Source organism: Hanstruepera sp. CR43 (genome assembly GCF_055227665.1).
On the sequence record NZ_CP200078.1, the window covers coordinates 2,622,319 to 2,638,846 of the forward strand.

Sequence of the window (16,528 nt, forward strand, 5' to 3'; positions counted from 1 at the left end):
GACTTTTAATTTATTTGAAAAACTAATTAGTTTTTAGTTTTATTCTTACTTTCTGATTTAGAACCTACGCGAGACATAGCACATCTAAATCCAATATAGTCAGTTGCCATATCTTGTGGGAAGTAACGTCTTTGGGCAGGATCTAACCAATATTCACGATCTCTCCAAGAACCTCCTTTATAGACACGTACTTCATCATTAATCAAAGAGGTACGTTTATCTGACTTGTCATATTCTTTAATCATTTGACCAGAAGAATCGGTTTCAATGTGATGTTTAGGTGAGTTGTACATTTTTCTTGTAGAAGTCATATCGCCACCTTCAGCACCTTCTTCATCACCGAAGCTTTCACGATAATATCTCGATGAACTTTGATCACCATCTCTAAAGTTTCTGTTGTCACTTCTGTCGAATTGGGTTCTTAAATAAGTTTCATCTTCATCAACGGGTACTGTAGCAATTTCACCAGGTAAGTCTCTAGCAACTATTTTACCATTAGAAAGTGTGTCGAAGACAATCTCGCCTGGCATAACTACTTTTACGGTGCCATCTTCATTCAATTCGTTTTTAGTGTAAACGTTACCACGATAATAGTTGAAGTCATTGAATTCGTCATCAACGATAGGTCTGTACACATCGGCAACCCATTCTGCTACGTTACCAGCCATATCATACAAACCATAATCATTAGGCTCGTAAGATTTTACGGCATTGGTAATGTCGGCACCATCGTCTGACCATCCAGCAATTCCGCCATAATCACCTTTACCTTGCTTGAAGTTAGCCAATTGGTCACCACGCACTTTACGTTTTCCAGAACGTGTATATTGACCATCCCAAGGATATTTTTTTCGACCTCTATAGATGTTGTAATTTCTAATAGATGTTAAACCTAAAGCGGCGTATTCCCATTCAGCTTCCGTTGGAAGTCTGTATTTTGGAGAAATGATACCTGTTTCTCTGGTAGCATGAACATTAATGGTGTCGCCAGAAGCTGTTGTTTGAACACGTCTTCTTGTGTTGGCCGGATTCGTGATACTGTCATTACCGCCATACACCATAGAAGGCGCATTGATGTAAGTGTCTGTGCTGAATGTTGCATCAGCTGAAACAGAATTTAATTTAGCATCTCTGGCAATATACCCAGCATCTTCTAAAGCAGCTTCGTTAACACGGTCAGAACGCCAATTGGCAAATTCAACCGCCTGAATCCAACTAACACCTACTACTGGGTATTCCGCATAACCTGGATGACGTAAATAGTTTTCAGTCATAACTTCGTTATAACCTAAACGGTTTCTCCAAACCAATGTGTCAGGTAATGCACCATTGTATATTTTTCTGAAATTGTCTTCAGTAGGCGGATAAACGCGCTTTATCCAATCTAAGTATTCCATATACATTAAATTGGTAACTTCTGTCTCATCCATGTAGAATGATTGAACGTGTTGCTGGTTAGGTGTATTGTTCCAATCATGCATAACATCATCTTGAACTTTACCCATGGTAAATGTACCGCCTTCAACCATTACAAGTCCCGGTCCAGCTTCCTGTCCTTTGTAACTTGTATTGTATTGAAAACCGCCATCTTTGGAATTTATGTCCCAACCTGTAGCTCTGGAGCTGTTAGAGCTGGATGATCTTTTACAACCAACCATTGTGACCGATACTGCTAAAACTAGAAGTATCTTGACTGTTATTACTTTTTTCATATCCATACTTTTAAGTAAGCCATTAATATTTTTGGTGTCGCAATATAAGAATTAAACCTAAGAATACAAGCAATTTTTTGATTTTTAAGCAAAAAAAAGTGCATTTCGTCCTATTTATAATGCATTACAACGATGATTTTTGTGCATTTCAACGGTGTTTTAGTGTCATATAACGTCTGATTTTCTATTTTATTATTGTAAATTTGGTTCGTTTTTCAAAAAATATAATTTTTTCATAATAAGACTGCTTTAATCACGTTATTTGTGTAATGAAAAAGAAACTAGTTCTGCTAACCATATTCGCCAGTATTGCGGTTTTTTCGCAGCAAAAAACGTTTAATATAGCATGGGGAAATACTAAAACTTTTGGAACAGAATCTTACAAGGTGTCACTACCAAGTTTTAACTCTGAAAATTTTTCTTATGAACCTTCGCAGGGATTACGGTTTGCAGCACAATGGGATATTCAGCAACTGGTTGATGAGAGTTCTGTTCAACTAAATAATGTGGTCTATGCACCAATTTCCAGAACTGAATTGGCAAGTTTAAACTTGCGAACCATACCTAACGCTCTCCATTTTGAACTAAAGAGTTCGATAGCGCGTGACAAAAAATCGGCCTTTTTAACAGTATCTCCCATTGTTAAAGAGAATGGCGTTTATAAAAAAGTAACCTCATTCGCGGTTTCATACCGCAATTCTAATTTTAATTACAGAAACACTAACCGACAGACCATTACAAATTCTGTTTTAAGTTCAGGATCTTGGTACCGGTTTCAAGTCGATAAAACAGGTGTCTACAAATTATCTCGAAGTTTTTTGGAGCAGTTGGGTTTAAATATAGACAATGTAGACCCTAGAAGTATCAAGTTATATGGTAATGGCGGTAGAATGATACCCTATGAAAATTCCGTACCCTACCCATTTGATGTTGAGGAAAATGCCATTCGTATTATTGGGGAATCGGATGGGTATTTTCATGACCAGGACTATATTTTGTTTTATGCCGAAGGCCCTAAAGGTTATGATGAAGAAAGAAACACCAATATTAACTGTTACGCAGACAATACCTATTATTACATTAACATTAGCCCAGGAAATGGAAAGCGCATTCAGCCTTTTATTCAGCCTACAGGAAATATAGATATGGTGATTGATACATTTCAAAACTATCAGTTCCATGAACTTGATGAGTATAATTTAGTGAGTGTCGGGAGAAGATGGTTTGGTGATAGGTTTGGGATAGAAACAAACAAGTCATTTGAATTCAACTTTCCTAATTTAATAGCAACAGATCCTGTTAAATTGAAGGTCTATGTTGCTTCAACCTCTGAAATTCCCACAACGATGCAGGTAGATGTCAATGGTAATGCCATTACTAGTTTGACTATTCCGGCAACAAATGATTCTGCTCTTGCCAGTGAGGCCTACTATGATCAGAATATTAATCTAAATGGTGAAAATATAACGGTTAGTTTGACATATAACAATAATGGTAATCCTTCAGCTCAAGCATACATAGACTATATTTCGTTGGAGGCTACCAGGGCATTGACCTTTTCCGGATCACAGTTTACCTTTTACAACTATGATGTATCAACAGAATCAGGAATAGGTGAATATCAAGTTACCAACGCATCTCAAGTAAAAGAAATATGGGATGTTACGGATATTTACAATGTTGGTAATTATGTAAACAATGACTCGGAAGCTACTATAAGTTTTACATCACCTTTGGGAACATTGAAAAAATATGCCATTGTTGGCGGGAACTATTATCAGCCCATCATGGTTTCTAATCCTTATGTGGCAAATCAAAATTTAAAAGGAACAATTTTTAATAATGCCCAAGGCGTTTTTGAAGATATTGACTATCTAATCGTAACACCCAACAGCTTATATAGCCAAGCTGAACGTTTGGCTCAAATTAATAGAACACAAAACGGCTTAAATGTAAAAGTTGTTACACTGAATGAAATATATAAAGAGTTCAGCACGGGAAATCAAGATATTGGTGCTATTAGAAATCTGGTTAAATATGTGTATGATAATGCTAGCAGTCCAGAAAACCGACTAAAATATTTGTGTCTTTTTGGTGATGGCTCCTACGATTACAAGAACAGATTGTCCTACAATACGAATATAGTCCCACTTTGGCACGCTTATGATAGTTTTAATTTAACAGGCTCCTTTGTGTCTGATGATTTTTACGGTATGATGGATGAAAATGAAGGAGGCATGCAAACATTTAATAAACTGGATATTGCTGTCGGTCGAATATTGGCCGAATCGCCACAACGGGCTAAACAAATGGTCGATAAAATTGAATCCTATTATATTGGTGCTTCTTATGGCAATTGGCGTAATAATTTTGTGGTTGTATCTGATGATGTCGATGAAGCTTGGGAACAGGATTTACAGGCAACAACTGATCGGATTGCCAATGTTGTTAACCAAGAGAAACCGTTTATTAATCCCATTAAAATTCATTCGGACGCTTATTTACAAGAATCTTCAGCAGGTGGCGATAGATACCCAAGCGTAAATACTGCAATGGTTAACGCTATTGAAAATGGTGCATTGGTTGTAAACTACTTTGGGCATGGAGGAGAGGATGGACTGGCTAAGGAGAGGATATTTGAAAAGATAGACGCTCAAGAGCTTAATAATGTTTGTAAATTAAATTTGTTCGTAACAGTTACCTGCGAGTACACGCGATTTGATAATCCATTACGACCAACAGCTGGAGAATATACCTATTGGAATAAGGATGGAGGAGCCATTGGGTTGATAACGACCACCAGACAAATTTTTGTCAACATTGGTAGAAATTTTAATGAGACATTGAGCGAGTATTTATTTTCGTTTAGTGACAATGATGACTATGAAGATTTTGAATACCCGTCCATGGCTGAAGCATTGAGATTAACCAAAATAGATGCTTTGGTTTCTAGTGCAGGTCAAAAACGATTAGTGTTTTTTATAGGTGATCCTGCCATGAAATTAGCATTTGGTAGCCCTAATATTAGGTTAACTAAAATTAATGATGTACCCATAAATCAATCAAACGAGGTTTTACAGGCTTTAAGTCGTGCTAAATTAACGGGTGAGGTTACCGATTTACAGGGTAATATAATTAGCGATTATAACGGGATATTATCAACCGTGGTGTTTGATAAAAATATAGAACGTCAAACTTTGGCAAATGATGGTACTCGAGACGGAAATAGACTGATTATTATGGACTTTGAAACTTTAGGAGCTGCTATTTTTAGAGGACAGGCTACTATCACCAATGGTGAGTTTGAATTTGAATTTATTGTGCCACGAGATATTGAAATACCAGAAGGGAATGGTAAGGTGAGTTTTTATGCTAAAAGAAACGATGCTTTAGAAGACCAAGCAGGAGCTAATGTCACAGATGTTATTATAGGTGGATTAAACACCAACGCGCCTGAAGACAATACAGGTCCAGTCATTAATTTGTATATGAATGATGAAAGTTTTGTGTCTGGCGGTATTACCAATGAATCACCTAGTTTGTTGGTGAAACTTGAAGATGAAAACGGTATTAACACGGCAAATGGCATAGGACATGACATAGTAGCTATTATTGATGGGGATGAAACCAATCAATATGTGTTAAATGATTACTATCAAGCAGAGACAGATAATTATCAACGTGGCTCGGCCAATTATCCTTTACGTGATTTAGAGCCTGGTTTGCACACATTAACATTGAAAGCTTGGGATGTTTATAATAATTCCTCCACCTCCGAAATACAATTTGTTGTACACGATGAAAATCAAAGTTTGGTTATAAATAATGTTTTGAATTATCCAAATCCATTTGTTAATTATACCGAATTTTGGTTCAATCACAATAGTTCAGAACCTTTGGACGTTTCTGTACAGATATTTACGGTTTCGGGTAAACTGGTCAGAACGCTTAATGGGCAGACAAATACCACGGAATGCTGTGGAAATGGTACTTCGGCTTTGTCCCGAGATATTGTTTGGGATGGTCGTGATGATTTTGGAGATAAAATAGGTAAAGGTGTTTATGTCTATAAGTTAAAAGTCAGATCCCCTTTATTGAATAAAACCGTCGAAAAAATTGAGAAACTTGTAATACTCTAATAAAAAATTATATTTGTTAAATAAATTGAATACATGAAAAACCGAATTTTAATACTAATTGTCTTATTCACTGCAACGTATGCTAAAGCCCAGACAGTTGTAATTCCAGATAATTTTGATTCACGAGTAATAACAACAGGATTGCCTTTTGTTTTGATTGCTGCAGATGCTCGGGCTGCTTCAATGGGTGACATTGGGGTTGCTACTTCTGTTGATGTGTTTTCACAGCAATGGAACCCTTCAAAATATGCATTTTCTAGAACCAAGCAAGGTGTTGGTGTGAGTTATACACCTTATCTAAGCAGTCTTGTTAAAGATATATTTTTAGGTAACATTACCTATTTTAACAGAATTAATGAGCGAAGTGCTTTTGCAGCCAGTTTCAGGTATTTCTCTTTAGGTGAAATTGAGTTGGTTCAGGATGAATTTTCAGAAGCGCTTATTACAAAGCCTAACGAATTGACATTTGATGCCTCTTATGCGCTTAAGTTGAGTGAGCAGTTTTCTATGGCCGTTACGATGCGTTATTTACGTTCTGATTTGAAAATTGATGCAGTTGACCCTGAAGCCATACCGGCCAGTACATTTGGTGTGGATATCTCTGGATACTATCAAAGTGAGGAGCAGGCATATAATAGTTTTAATGGTAGAACGCGTTTGGCTTTTGCTATTCAAAATATTGGACCTAAATTTAAATATGATGAAGGTGGTCAGGAAAACTTCCAGCCAACTACCTTACGTTTAGGTGGTGGGTTTGATTTTATTTTAGACGACTTTAATAAAATAGCCGTCACTGCCGAGGTGACTAAATTATTGGTGCCTACACCTCCAGTTTATGGAACGGAGTATGAATATACTGATACCAATGGTAATGGTCAATATGATCCAGATGAGGATGAGTTGGGGCCTGTAGTGAACCCAACCGTCATTATTGATGGTAAGGATCCTGACGTTGGTTTTTTTCAAGGTATGTTTCAATCATTTGGTGATGCACCAGGTGGTTTCAGTGAAGAAATGAAGGAATGGACTTGGGCGCTAGGAGCTGAATATACTTACCAAGATTCATTTGCAATTAGAGCAGGATATTTTAATGAAGCTGAAGAAAAAGGTGCGAGAAAGTTCTTTGCATTGGGAGCTGGGTTTAATTACAATATTATTGGTATAGATTTATCATACCTGTTCTCTGCTTCAAAGGTTAGAAGTCCGCTGGAAAATACCTTGCGTTTCTCACTGTCATTTAATATTGATAGAGGCGCTTATCAGGAGTATTAGAAATGAAACAAACACAAAACTTAAAAACTATTGCACTCGCAATAGTTTTTTTGTCTAAAATAGTTTCTTAAATTAGTCATTATACTTTTCTATGAAAGAAGTCAAAATAGAGTCGCTTTTACAGGTCTATGAGAGTTTTGATGAACTTCCAGAGCCTGTTAAATCCTTGATGCAACAAGCCATGAAGGCCAGGGAAAGAGCTTATGCGCCTTATTCTAATTTTAGTGTGGGTGCGGCAGTGCTACTGGAAAATGATGAGGTTGTCACTGGTAACAATCAAGAAAACGCCTCTTACCCATCAGGTCTCTGTGCCGAACGTACAGCTATATATTATGCGGGATCTCAATTTCCAGAAGTCAAAATCATTCGTATGGCTTTAACTGCTGGCTCTAGAAAAAAGCAGACTGTTGCACCAATTCCACCATGTGGAGCCTGTAGACAGGCTATTGCAGAATACGAGGTTAAACAAGAAACGCCTATTGAAATTTACTTTATGGGGGAAACAGGAAAAGTCGTAAAGTCTGATTCTTTAGCCAATTTATTACCTTTAGTTTTTGATAAATCTTTTCTATAACGTTTTCGAAACAAATTTTACAAATTTCAGTTTTTTCATTACTAACTAAAGTGTTACTTTTGTTAATCGTTTACTTAATTAACGTAATCAATGCAAAAAATAACGAAAGAAGTTTACCTGAAATGGTATGAGGACATGCTATTCTGGAGAAAGTTTGAAGATAAACTAGCTGCAGTATACATTCAACAAAAAGTGAGAGGTTTTCTTCACTTGTATAACGGTCAGGAAGCTGTTTTGGCTGGTGCGCTACACGCTATGGACCTGTCCAAGGACAAAATGATCACAGCTTATAGAAATCACGTACAACCCATTGGTATGGGAGTTGATCCAAAACGTGTTATGGCAGAACTTTATGGTAAAGCTACTGGTACGTCGCAAGGATTAGGTGGTTCTATGCACATATTCTCAAAGGAGCATGGTTTCTATGGAGGTCACGGTATTGTTGGTGGACAAATTCCTTTGGGTGCAGGTATGGCATTTGGAGATAAATACAACGAAACAGGAGCCGTAACTTTGTGTTATATGGGTGATGGTGCTGTAAGACAAGGATCTTTACATGAAACTTTCAATATGGCCATGAACTGGAAATTGCCTGTTGTATTTGTCTGTGAAAATAATGGTTATGCCATGGGTACTTCTGTGGAAAGAACGGCCAATCATACAGATATTTGGAAGCTAGGTTTAGGTTACGAAATGCCATGTGGACCAGTAGATGGTATGAATCCGGTTAAGGTTGCGGAAGCCATGCATGAAGCGATTGATAGGGCGCGTCGTGGTGATGGTCCAACATTCTTGGAAATGAAAACATATCGTTATCGTGGTCACTCCATGAGTGATGCACAGCACTACCGAACTAAAGATGAAGTAGAGGAGTACAAAAAAATAGATCCTATCGAGCAAGTTAAAGATATCATCCTTGAAAAGAAATATGCCACTGAAGCCGATATTAAGAAAATTGATAAACGTGTGAAAGATTTGGTAAGTGAATGTGAAAAGTTTGCGGAAGAGTCTCCATGGCCAGAAAAGAATGTTATGTACGATACTGTTTACGAACAGGAGGATTATCCATTTTTACAACATAAATTATAAGCTATGGCAGAGATTATAAACATGCCTCGTTTGAGTGATACCATGGAAGAGGGAACAGTTGCTACTTGGTTGAAAAAAGTGGGTGACAAGGTTGAAGAAGGCGATATTTTGGCAGAAATTGAAACCGATAAGGCTACCATGGAGTTTGAATCTTTTCATGAAGGGACGTTATTACATATTGGTGTTCAGGAAGGGGAAACGACTAAAGTCGATGAATTATTGGCCATTATTGGTGATGAAGGAGAGGATATATCCGATTTGCTAAACGGACAAACTTCCGAGAAAAAAACTGAAGACAAGGAATCGAAAAAAGAAGAAAATAAAGAAGACACTCCAAGCAATAATGAGGAGTCTTCAAAAGAGTCACAAAGTAGTGAATCAGTTGATTTACCAGAAGGCGTTACGGTTGTAACTATGCCGCGTTTGAGTGATACCATGGAAGAAGGCACTGTTGCTACTTGGTTGAAAAAAGTGGGTGATACTGTTGAAGAAGGTGATATATTGGCTGAAATAGAAACGGACAAAGCAACCATGGAGTTTGAGTCATTTCAATCTGGTACGCTTTTACATGTTGGGTTACAGGAAGGCGAATCGGCTAAAGTTGACGCCCTTTTAGCTATAATTGGTCCTGCTGGAACAGATGTCTCTGATGTAGCAAAAAACTTTAAAGCTGGAGGAACATCTTCTGAATCGAAAAAAGAGGAGGCTCCAAAAAAGGTTGAGCCTAAACAAGAAACGACATCAACACCAGCTAAAGTTAATGAGCCTGAACAAAAGCAACCAACAGTAACTAATGGAAGAGTGTTTGTTTCGCCTTTGGCTAAAAAAATGGCTGAAGAACGCGGGATTAATTTATCACAAGTTGCGGGATCTGGTGAAAACGGTCGTATAGTCAAGCGAGATATAGAGAACTTTAACCCAGCTGCCTCATCTGTAGCTTCAGTTGGTAAATTTGTACCAACGGGTCAAGAGGATTTTGATGAAGTGAAACATTCACAAATGCGTAAGGTCATTGCGAAACGTTTGGCCGAATCAAAATTCACAGCCCCACATTATTATTTGAATGTAGAGTTTGATATGGAAAATGCTATGGCATTCCGTCAACAATATAATTCTATTCCAGATACCAAAATATCGTTCAATGATATTGTTATAAAAGCTTGTGCCTTGGCACTTAAAAAACATCCGCAGGTTAATTCGCAATGGTTTGATGATCGTATGCAATTAAATAACCATGTTCACATTGGTGTTGCTGTAGCTGTACCAGATGGGTTAGTGGTACCTGTTGTGCGTTTTGCAAATGAGCAGAGTTTACCACAAATTGGAGCTGCAGTCAAGGATTATGCTGGTAAAGCCAGAAATAAAAAACTGACACCTCAAGAAATGGAAGGAAGTACCTTTACTATTTCCAATTTAGGTATGTTTGGTATTGAGAGTTTTACATCTATTATTAACCAGCCAAATTCGGCGATTTTGTCTGTAGGAGCTATTGTAGAAAAACCAGTTGTTAAGAATGGTGAGATTGTTGTAGGTCATACCATGAAACTTACAATGGCATGTGATCATAGAACAGTTGATGGTGCTACTGGTGCTGAATTCTTATTGACCTTAAAAGGTTATATCGAGAACCCTATTACCATGTTGGTTTAAGTGAAGTTATTCGAAAATTATACGAATCCCACTCGAATTATTTCAAGTGGGATTTTTTATCTTTAAACACTTTAACAAATACAGATGAAAAAATTAGTCATTGTCCTTGCCATAGTTTTAGCATTTGGTTGTAAATCCACCAAGTCAACGAGTCAAGAGAATCAACAAACAGAAATTGTTCAAGAAGTTACCAGCACTCAAGTAGTAGAACCCAACAAATCGGAAATTAAACAATCAATTCAAGAAAGCATGGAGTATTTGGCTTCAGATGAATTGGGAGGAAGGGCAACTGGCTCTGAAGGAATTGAGCTGGCCGCTGTTTATATTGAAAATTATTTAAGAGAGAATCACATCCAACCCTACTTTGAAAGCTATCGCGACACCTTTAAATTAAAAGATATTATTGGTTACAATATTGTTGGTGTGGTTGAAGGGAATGACCCAAAACTAAAAAACGAGTTTGTCATTTTGGGTGGACATTACGATCATATTGGACAGGGTAAAGAAGTCAATGGCGATAACATAGCTAACGGTGCCAATGATGACGCTTCTGGCACTATTGCTGCAATGGAATTTGCCAAATATTTTGCTAAAAGTAAAACAAACAAACGTAGTATTTTGGTGACCTTGTATGCCGCCGAAGAAATGGGATTAAAAGGTTCAGCGCACCTCGCTGAACGCCTCAAAAATGAGGGTTTTAATGCTTATACCATGATTAATTTTGAAATGATAGGTGTGCCTAGATCTCCAGATATTTCTATGTCCTATATGAGCGGTTACGAACGGTCCAATTTTGCTGAAACATTAAACCGTTATGCGGGAGAGGAAGTTGTTGGTTTTTTTCCGCAAGCTAAAGAATTCAATTTATTCATGAGGTCTGATAATTTTCCATTTTATCAATCCTTACATATTCCAGCACATGCCATTTCTACCTTCGATTTTACTAATTTTGACTATTATCATCATGTTGATGACGAACCTGATAAAATGAATTATGATCACATGGCAGCATTTGTAACTAAAATGTTAGCAGCATTGGAAGGCATGATGAATGCAGAAACTAAAGAAGTTATTTTAAAAGATGAGTAAAAATATAATTGTAACTGGTACCAGTAGAGGTATTGGATTTGAGTTGGTACACTTATTTGCCAAGCAGGGATACCATGTTTTAGCACTTTCAAGAAACGCACAACCAGTCAACAACATGCATTTTGAGAACATTACATCCATGGCTTTTGATTTATGTAATCAAAATGATTATCAAAAGGTTTCGGAATTTATAAGTGATGAATGGGGACACGTGGATGCATTGGTCAACAATGCGGGATTATTACTCAACAAACCTTTTTCAGAAACCTCTATATCAGATTTTGAAAAGGTATATCGTACCAATGTTTTTGGTGTTTCAGAAATGATTCGGACGGTTTTACCATTTATGAAGGATAGTGGTCATGTGGTAACCATAAGTTCTATGGGTGGCATTCAGGGCAGTGTCAAGTTTCCCGGATTAGCGGCTTACAGTTCCAGTAAAGGCGCTGTCATTACTTTAACCGAATTATTGGCCGAGGAGTATAAAGATTCAGGTATATCATTTAATGCCTTAGCTTTGGGTGCCGTTCAAACGGAAATGCTGGAAGAAGCTTTTCCTGGTTATCAAGCACCGACAACTGCTTTAGAAATGGCGAACTATATATCAGATTTTGTTTTGAATGGGCATAAATTCTTCAATGGCAAAACACTTCAGGTTTCCAATTCGACGCCTTAATTCATTTTTTTGCTATGCCAATCATGATGTAGCGATTATGCTTGGGTATCATCCTTTCTAGGAGGGTGTCCAAATGACCTAGAATTTGACGTTGTTTTTCAGATTTTCCAAAAGCCCCAAAGAACCCGACCGTATGGTATTTTAGACTTTTATATGAATCAAATAAGTTGACCAAGTCCTTTAACTTCATATAATACCATTTGCTTCCCCAGCCCACAAATTTTTTGCGAGCATACATATGTAAAAATGAACCTTCAAGATTTTCAATAAAAACAACACGCCCGCCTGGTTTTAAGCTTTTATAGATTGAATCCACTGTTTGTTGTTCCAAACGTTTGCCAGTGTCGATGCTAACACCGCCTAAAACCGATTTAAAAACGACTAAATCAAAATGATTTTCATAGGGTATGTTAGAGGCGTCAATAGCTTCGTAGCGAATATGTTGGTCACATCCGTGTTTTTGATGTAACGCAATTGTTTTATCCAACTCATGCTGCTGGTCGGTGTAACTCACATCAGAACAAATGACTTGATTATTATTTAAAGCCAACCAAAGCGATAAACCTCCTTGTCTGGCACCTAATTCTAGACACTTGTAATTTTTGTCCTTAACATCTAAATGTTTATTCCAAAAATGAAAGCTTTTGGACCAGTTCACAATATCCCAGCCAATAATATCATTAATTTGTTCTTTTTTCATTATTGGATAAAAGATTAGTTTATGGTAATTCCTTGAGTAGTGAATGAAATACCCAATTGGCCAATGGTCGAAATCATGACAGCTTCAAAAAACGGTTCATGTAAGTCTGCTTTAGTGGCCCAGTCAAACACAAAATTAGCACCAGGTCCACCTGTTGTATCTCTTTCGTCAATAACAATTTCTATGGTCTCTAGCGGTTTGATGTCAATAGGGAAGTCAAAATATGTGCGAATGAGGTTTCCTTTGGTATCGTAATATGAAGCCTTATTAAGATAAATGGATTCGTTTGGATTGATGTTTCTTAAACTCACAGTAGCAGTAAGATTAACAGTTAGATGCTCGGATTCACTATAGATTTCTGAATAAACAGGCAAATAGCTTTGTCCGTTTTTTAAACTATCATTAATAGGGGTTGTAACACGTCGCTTCTCCCAGTTGACAGGGTTTATGGAGCTAATTTCCTTGTCTTTTTCACAAGACCAGAAACATATAGGAATTAGTATGATAATGAATAGATGTTTCATCAAAAGTAATTTATCTCAATTTAGCAATTTTATTGTTTTGTACCAGTGATTTTCATTTTAAAAAAAAGTAATTTTGCATAATTTTAGATAACCATGCATCAAACAACAAATACCATTTTAATGATTCGTCCAGTTAACTTCAGGATGAATGAACAAACTGCCGTCAATAATTATTTTCAGGAAGATTTAAATATTAAAAATGCTGAAATTAATGAAAAGGCCCAAAAAGAATTTGATGCCTTTGTTGATAAATTGCGTGCTGTGGGAGTTCATGTGATTGTTGAAAATGATGATAAATTAATGGATACACCCGATTCCATTTTCCCTAATAATTGGGTGAGTTTTCATGAAAATGGTGATGTAGCGCTATACCCTATGTTTGCTGAAAATAGGCGAAAAGAGCGACGGGATGAGGTGTTTATCAGACTGGAGCAAGAAGGATTTAAAATTGAAAATATCATTGATTATACCAGTGCTGAAGACGAGGGGATTTTTTTGGAAGGAACTGGAAGTTTGCTGTTGGACAGAATAAACCATAAGGCTTATTGTGCGTTGTCCCCAAGAGCAGATGAAGATTTATTCATTGAATTTTGTGAGGATTTTGAATATTCGCCCATTGTGTTTACTGCCAATCAAACAGTAGATGGTAAGCGACTACCTATTTATCACACCAATGTTATGATGTGTTTAGCCGAAAAGTTTGCGGTCATTTGTTTGGATAGTATTGATGATAAAAAAGAGCGAAAACAAGTTATTAAAAGCCTTAAGGAAGACGGGAAAGCCGTTATTGCCATTACTGAATCTCAAATGCATCAATTTGCAGGTAATATGTTACAGGTGCAAGGGCATTTGAATCAGCGTTATTTGGTAATGAGTGAATCGGCATATAATAGTTTAACAAAATCTCAAATAGCTGAAATAGAAAAATTCTGCCCGATTGTTTACAGCTCTCTAGAAACCATTGAAACCTGTGGTGGTGGTAGTGCCCGCTGTATGATGGCAGAAGTGTTTTTGCCTAAAGCCTGATTAGGTATTTTGCGGATTGGATTTAGGAAGCTCAACATAGAACGTACTACCCTTGTTTAGGTCACTTTCTACCCAAATTTTACCGTGATTTAAATCCACAAGCTCTTTACAGATACTCAAACCAAGACCTGTACCTTTTTCATTGCCAGTACCCACTGTAGTAAACGTACTGCTTTTGAATAATTTTTTCTGATTTTCTGGTGAAATACCTACTCCTGTATCTGAAATACTAATGATTGATTTGCCACTACTAATGTGATTTGAAATAGTAATGGTGTCACCTTCTTTACTGAATTTAATAGCGTTGGTCAATAGGTTTTGGACAACAATTTCAATCATGCTTCTGTCCGCATAAACAAAATCACGGAGCGTTTTATTTCTCAATAGAATACCTTTCTTGTCCATTTTTTGCTCCAACAACTGAACTTTTTCTTCAAAAACTTCTTGAATATCAAATAATGATGGATTAGACTCTAAAGATTGCATTTGCGATTTTGACCAGTTTAATAAGTTGAATAACAACATAGATGCATTGTTGGCATTTTCACTTAATTCTGGTATCAAGCTGTTGAATTCACTTTGTGATAATTGATCATCTTTTAATAAATCAATAAACCCTTTAATAGAAGACAAGGAATCTTTTAAGTCATGGGATACAATGGAAAATAGTTTGTCTTTAACCTTATTAATATCTTCCAAATGCTTGGTTTGTTCTAAAATAGCCTCGTTCTGCAGTTCTGTTTTTTTGTTTTTATCTTCCAGTTCGCGAGTGTACTGCAGATTGCTGTTTCGTTTAACATAGGTTAAAATAAAAAATACAATGACTATTGCTGTCAATGCTACCAAGGCATAAACCAATAATTTTAGATCTTTAAGTTTTTTCTCATTGACTAAATTCTCTTTGGTATGCTCTTCAACAAGTGCTAGATTCGTGTTGGCGTTAGATTGGGTTAAACTTTTTAAGGCATCTTCATCAATAGAAGTATAGGAGGGTTTTATAATTTTTTCATTATCGAGTTCCCTTTTCAATTCATAATAATCACGTTGCCATTTAAAAGCCCGTTCAAAGTTTCTATTGGTGGAATCCAATTGTCTTCTTAATACCAGGTTTTTAAGTAATTCAGGTTTGTTATCGATAGCTTCAGCAATATTTCCTGCTTCATTCAATCGGATATCAGCCAGTTTTACGCGTCTTTCTTGAATATTGAGTTTCCCTAAATTATTAAGCGAAATTAAAAGACCCAATTGATTATTAGTTTTTCTATTTAGTTGTAAGCCTTCTATAAGGTAGGCTGAAGCTTGTTCATAGTCTTTAAAATATAAATACTCGCCACCCAAACGCGGAAGAATTTCACCTCTCAAGGAATCATTTTCAGTACCAATGGCATCCAATACTTTTTCATAGTAATCTATGGCTTTACGATTTTCTTTTTCAAGAGAGTATAACTCGGCAAGCGTTTTATGGGTATTGATAATTCCAGCTTGGTTGTTTAAATCTTTTTCAACTTCAAGCCTTTTTAAATTGAACTCAATAGACTTGATACGATCATTTGTTTTGTTGTATGCCGTAGCTAAATTCTTGTATGCTGAACACAATTCGCGTTTGAGATTGCGCTTTTCTAATTCTTCAATAGCAGAAAGGGAATACTCTAAACCTTTTGTATAGTTACCACGTTCAATTTCTATTAAACCAATACTGTTATTGACTTTAGCAACATTCAGGGTGTCCTGTTGTGCCAAGAATAATTCTTTGGATTTGGCATAATTGGCAATGGCATTGATGTAGTCATTCTTTTTGGCGTAAATCAAAGCCTTGTAATAAGTTATTTCGGCTATGCCTTTTTCATAATTTAAATCATTGGATAACTTCTCGCTTTGTGCAATATATTGTAATGCTTTGCTATAATCACCTTGATTATAAAGTACCTTGACAAGGCGTAGGGATGTTTTGACTTTGGAAGTATCTGATTTTTGAAAAGCTAACTGAATAGTAAGACTGTCCTGTTCCATGGTTTGGGAAAAACCAGTAAAAACAGATAGGAAAATAATTATAGTAATTAATTTCTTCATACAGTAA

The 16,528-nt window shown here is 36.5% G+C and carries 12 protein-coding genes; 8 read left to right on the plus strand and 4 right to left on the minus strand.

Annotation, left to right across the window (positions count from 1 at the left end; translation table 11 throughout):
• Positions 1–26: 26 nt before the first annotated feature.
• Positions 27–1,718 carry a gliding motility lipoprotein GldJ gene (gene gldJ, locus ACKXGU_RS12045; RefSeq protein ID WP_463465534.1) on the minus strand — a complete coding sequence of 564 codons (1,692 nt, stop codon included), beginning with the start codon at positions 1,716–1,718 and terminating at the stop codon, positions 27–29.
• 263 nt (positions 1,719–1,981) lie between these two features.
• Here gldJ and porU point away from each other — a divergent pair, with 263 nt between their 5' ends.
• The 7 genes from porU (at position 1,982) to ACKXGU_RS12080 (ending at position 12,201) form a co-directional block, all read left to right on the plus strand.
• Positions 1,982–5,851 carry a type IX secretion system sortase PorU gene (gene porU, locus ACKXGU_RS12050; protein ID WP_463465535.1) on the plus strand — a complete coding sequence of 1,290 codons (3,870 nt, stop codon included), beginning with the start codon at positions 1,982–1,984 and terminating at the stop codon, positions 5,849–5,851.
• A gap of 33 nt (positions 5,852–5,884) precedes the next feature.
• Positions 5,885–7,123, plus strand: coding sequence for a type IX secretion system outer membrane channel protein PorV (porV, locus tag ACKXGU_RS12055; protein WP_463465536.1), 1,239 nt, complete (start codon positions 5,885–5,887; stop codon positions 7,121–7,123).
• A 91-nt stretch (positions 7,124–7,214) separates the two neighbouring features.
• Positions 7,215–7,697, plus strand: coding sequence for a cytidine deaminase (gene cdd / locus ACKXGU_RS12060; RefSeq protein WP_463465537.1), 483 nt, complete (start codon positions 7,215–7,217; stop codon positions 7,695–7,697).
• Positions 7,698–7,787: 90 nt separating this feature from the next.
• Entirely contained in the window at positions 7,788–8,786 is a 999-nt protein-coding gene (gene pdhA / locus ACKXGU_RS12065) for a pyruvate dehydrogenase (acetyl-transferring) E1 component subunit alpha (protein WP_463465538.1), read from the plus strand.
• A gap of 3 nt (positions 8,787–8,789) precedes the next feature.
• Entirely contained in the window at positions 8,790–10,436 is a 1,647-nt protein-coding gene (locus ACKXGU_RS12070; RefSeq protein WP_463465539.1) for a pyruvate dehydrogenase complex dihydrolipoamide acetyltransferase, read from the plus strand.
• An 84-nt stretch (positions 10,437–10,520) separates the two neighbouring features.
• A complete protein-coding gene (locus ACKXGU_RS12075) occupies positions 10,521–11,525 on the plus strand; it encodes a M28 family metallopeptidase (protein WP_463465540.1) in 1,005 nt (334 codons plus the stop codon).
• Positions 11,518–12,201 carry an SDR family NAD(P)-dependent oxidoreductase gene (locus tag ACKXGU_RS12080; protein ID WP_463465541.1) on the plus strand — a complete coding sequence of 228 codons (684 nt, stop codon included), beginning with the start codon at positions 11,518–11,520 and terminating at the stop codon, positions 12,199–12,201. The genes ACKXGU_RS12075 and ACKXGU_RS12080 overlap by 8 nt, the downstream gene beginning before the upstream one ends.
• Before the next feature lies 1 nt (position 12,202).
• Here the strand turns inward: ACKXGU_RS12080 and ACKXGU_RS12085 are convergent, their stop codons facing one another.
• Both ACKXGU_RS12085 and ACKXGU_RS12090 read right to left on the minus strand, forming a co-directional pair.
• Positions 12,203–12,901 (minus strand): class I SAM-dependent methyltransferase, encoded by a 699-nt coding sequence (locus tag ACKXGU_RS12085; RefSeq protein ID WP_463465542.1) that lies wholly within the window; start codon positions 12,899–12,901, stop codon positions 12,203–12,205.
• A 14-nt stretch (positions 12,902–12,915) separates the two neighbouring features.
• Positions 12,916–13,425: a DUF3124 domain-containing protein gene (locus ACKXGU_RS12090; RefSeq protein WP_463465543.1), complete on the minus strand. Its 510-nt coding sequence runs from the start codon at positions 13,423–13,425 to the stop codon at positions 12,916–12,918.
• A 93-nt stretch (positions 13,426–13,518) separates the two neighbouring features.
• Here ACKXGU_RS12090 and ctlX point away from each other — a divergent pair, with 93 nt between their 5' ends.
• Positions 13,519–14,451 (plus strand): citrulline utilization hydrolase CtlX, encoded by a 933-nt coding sequence (gene ctlX / locus ACKXGU_RS12095; RefSeq protein WP_463465544.1) that lies wholly within the window; start codon positions 13,519–13,521, stop codon positions 14,449–14,451.
• Here the strand turns inward: ctlX and ACKXGU_RS12100 are convergent, their stop codons facing one another.
• A complete protein-coding gene (locus ACKXGU_RS12100; RefSeq protein WP_463465545.1) occupies positions 14,452–16,521 on the minus strand; it encodes an ATP-binding protein in 2,070 nt (689 codons plus the stop codon).
• Between the last annotated feature and the right edge of the window lie 7 nt (positions 16,522–16,528).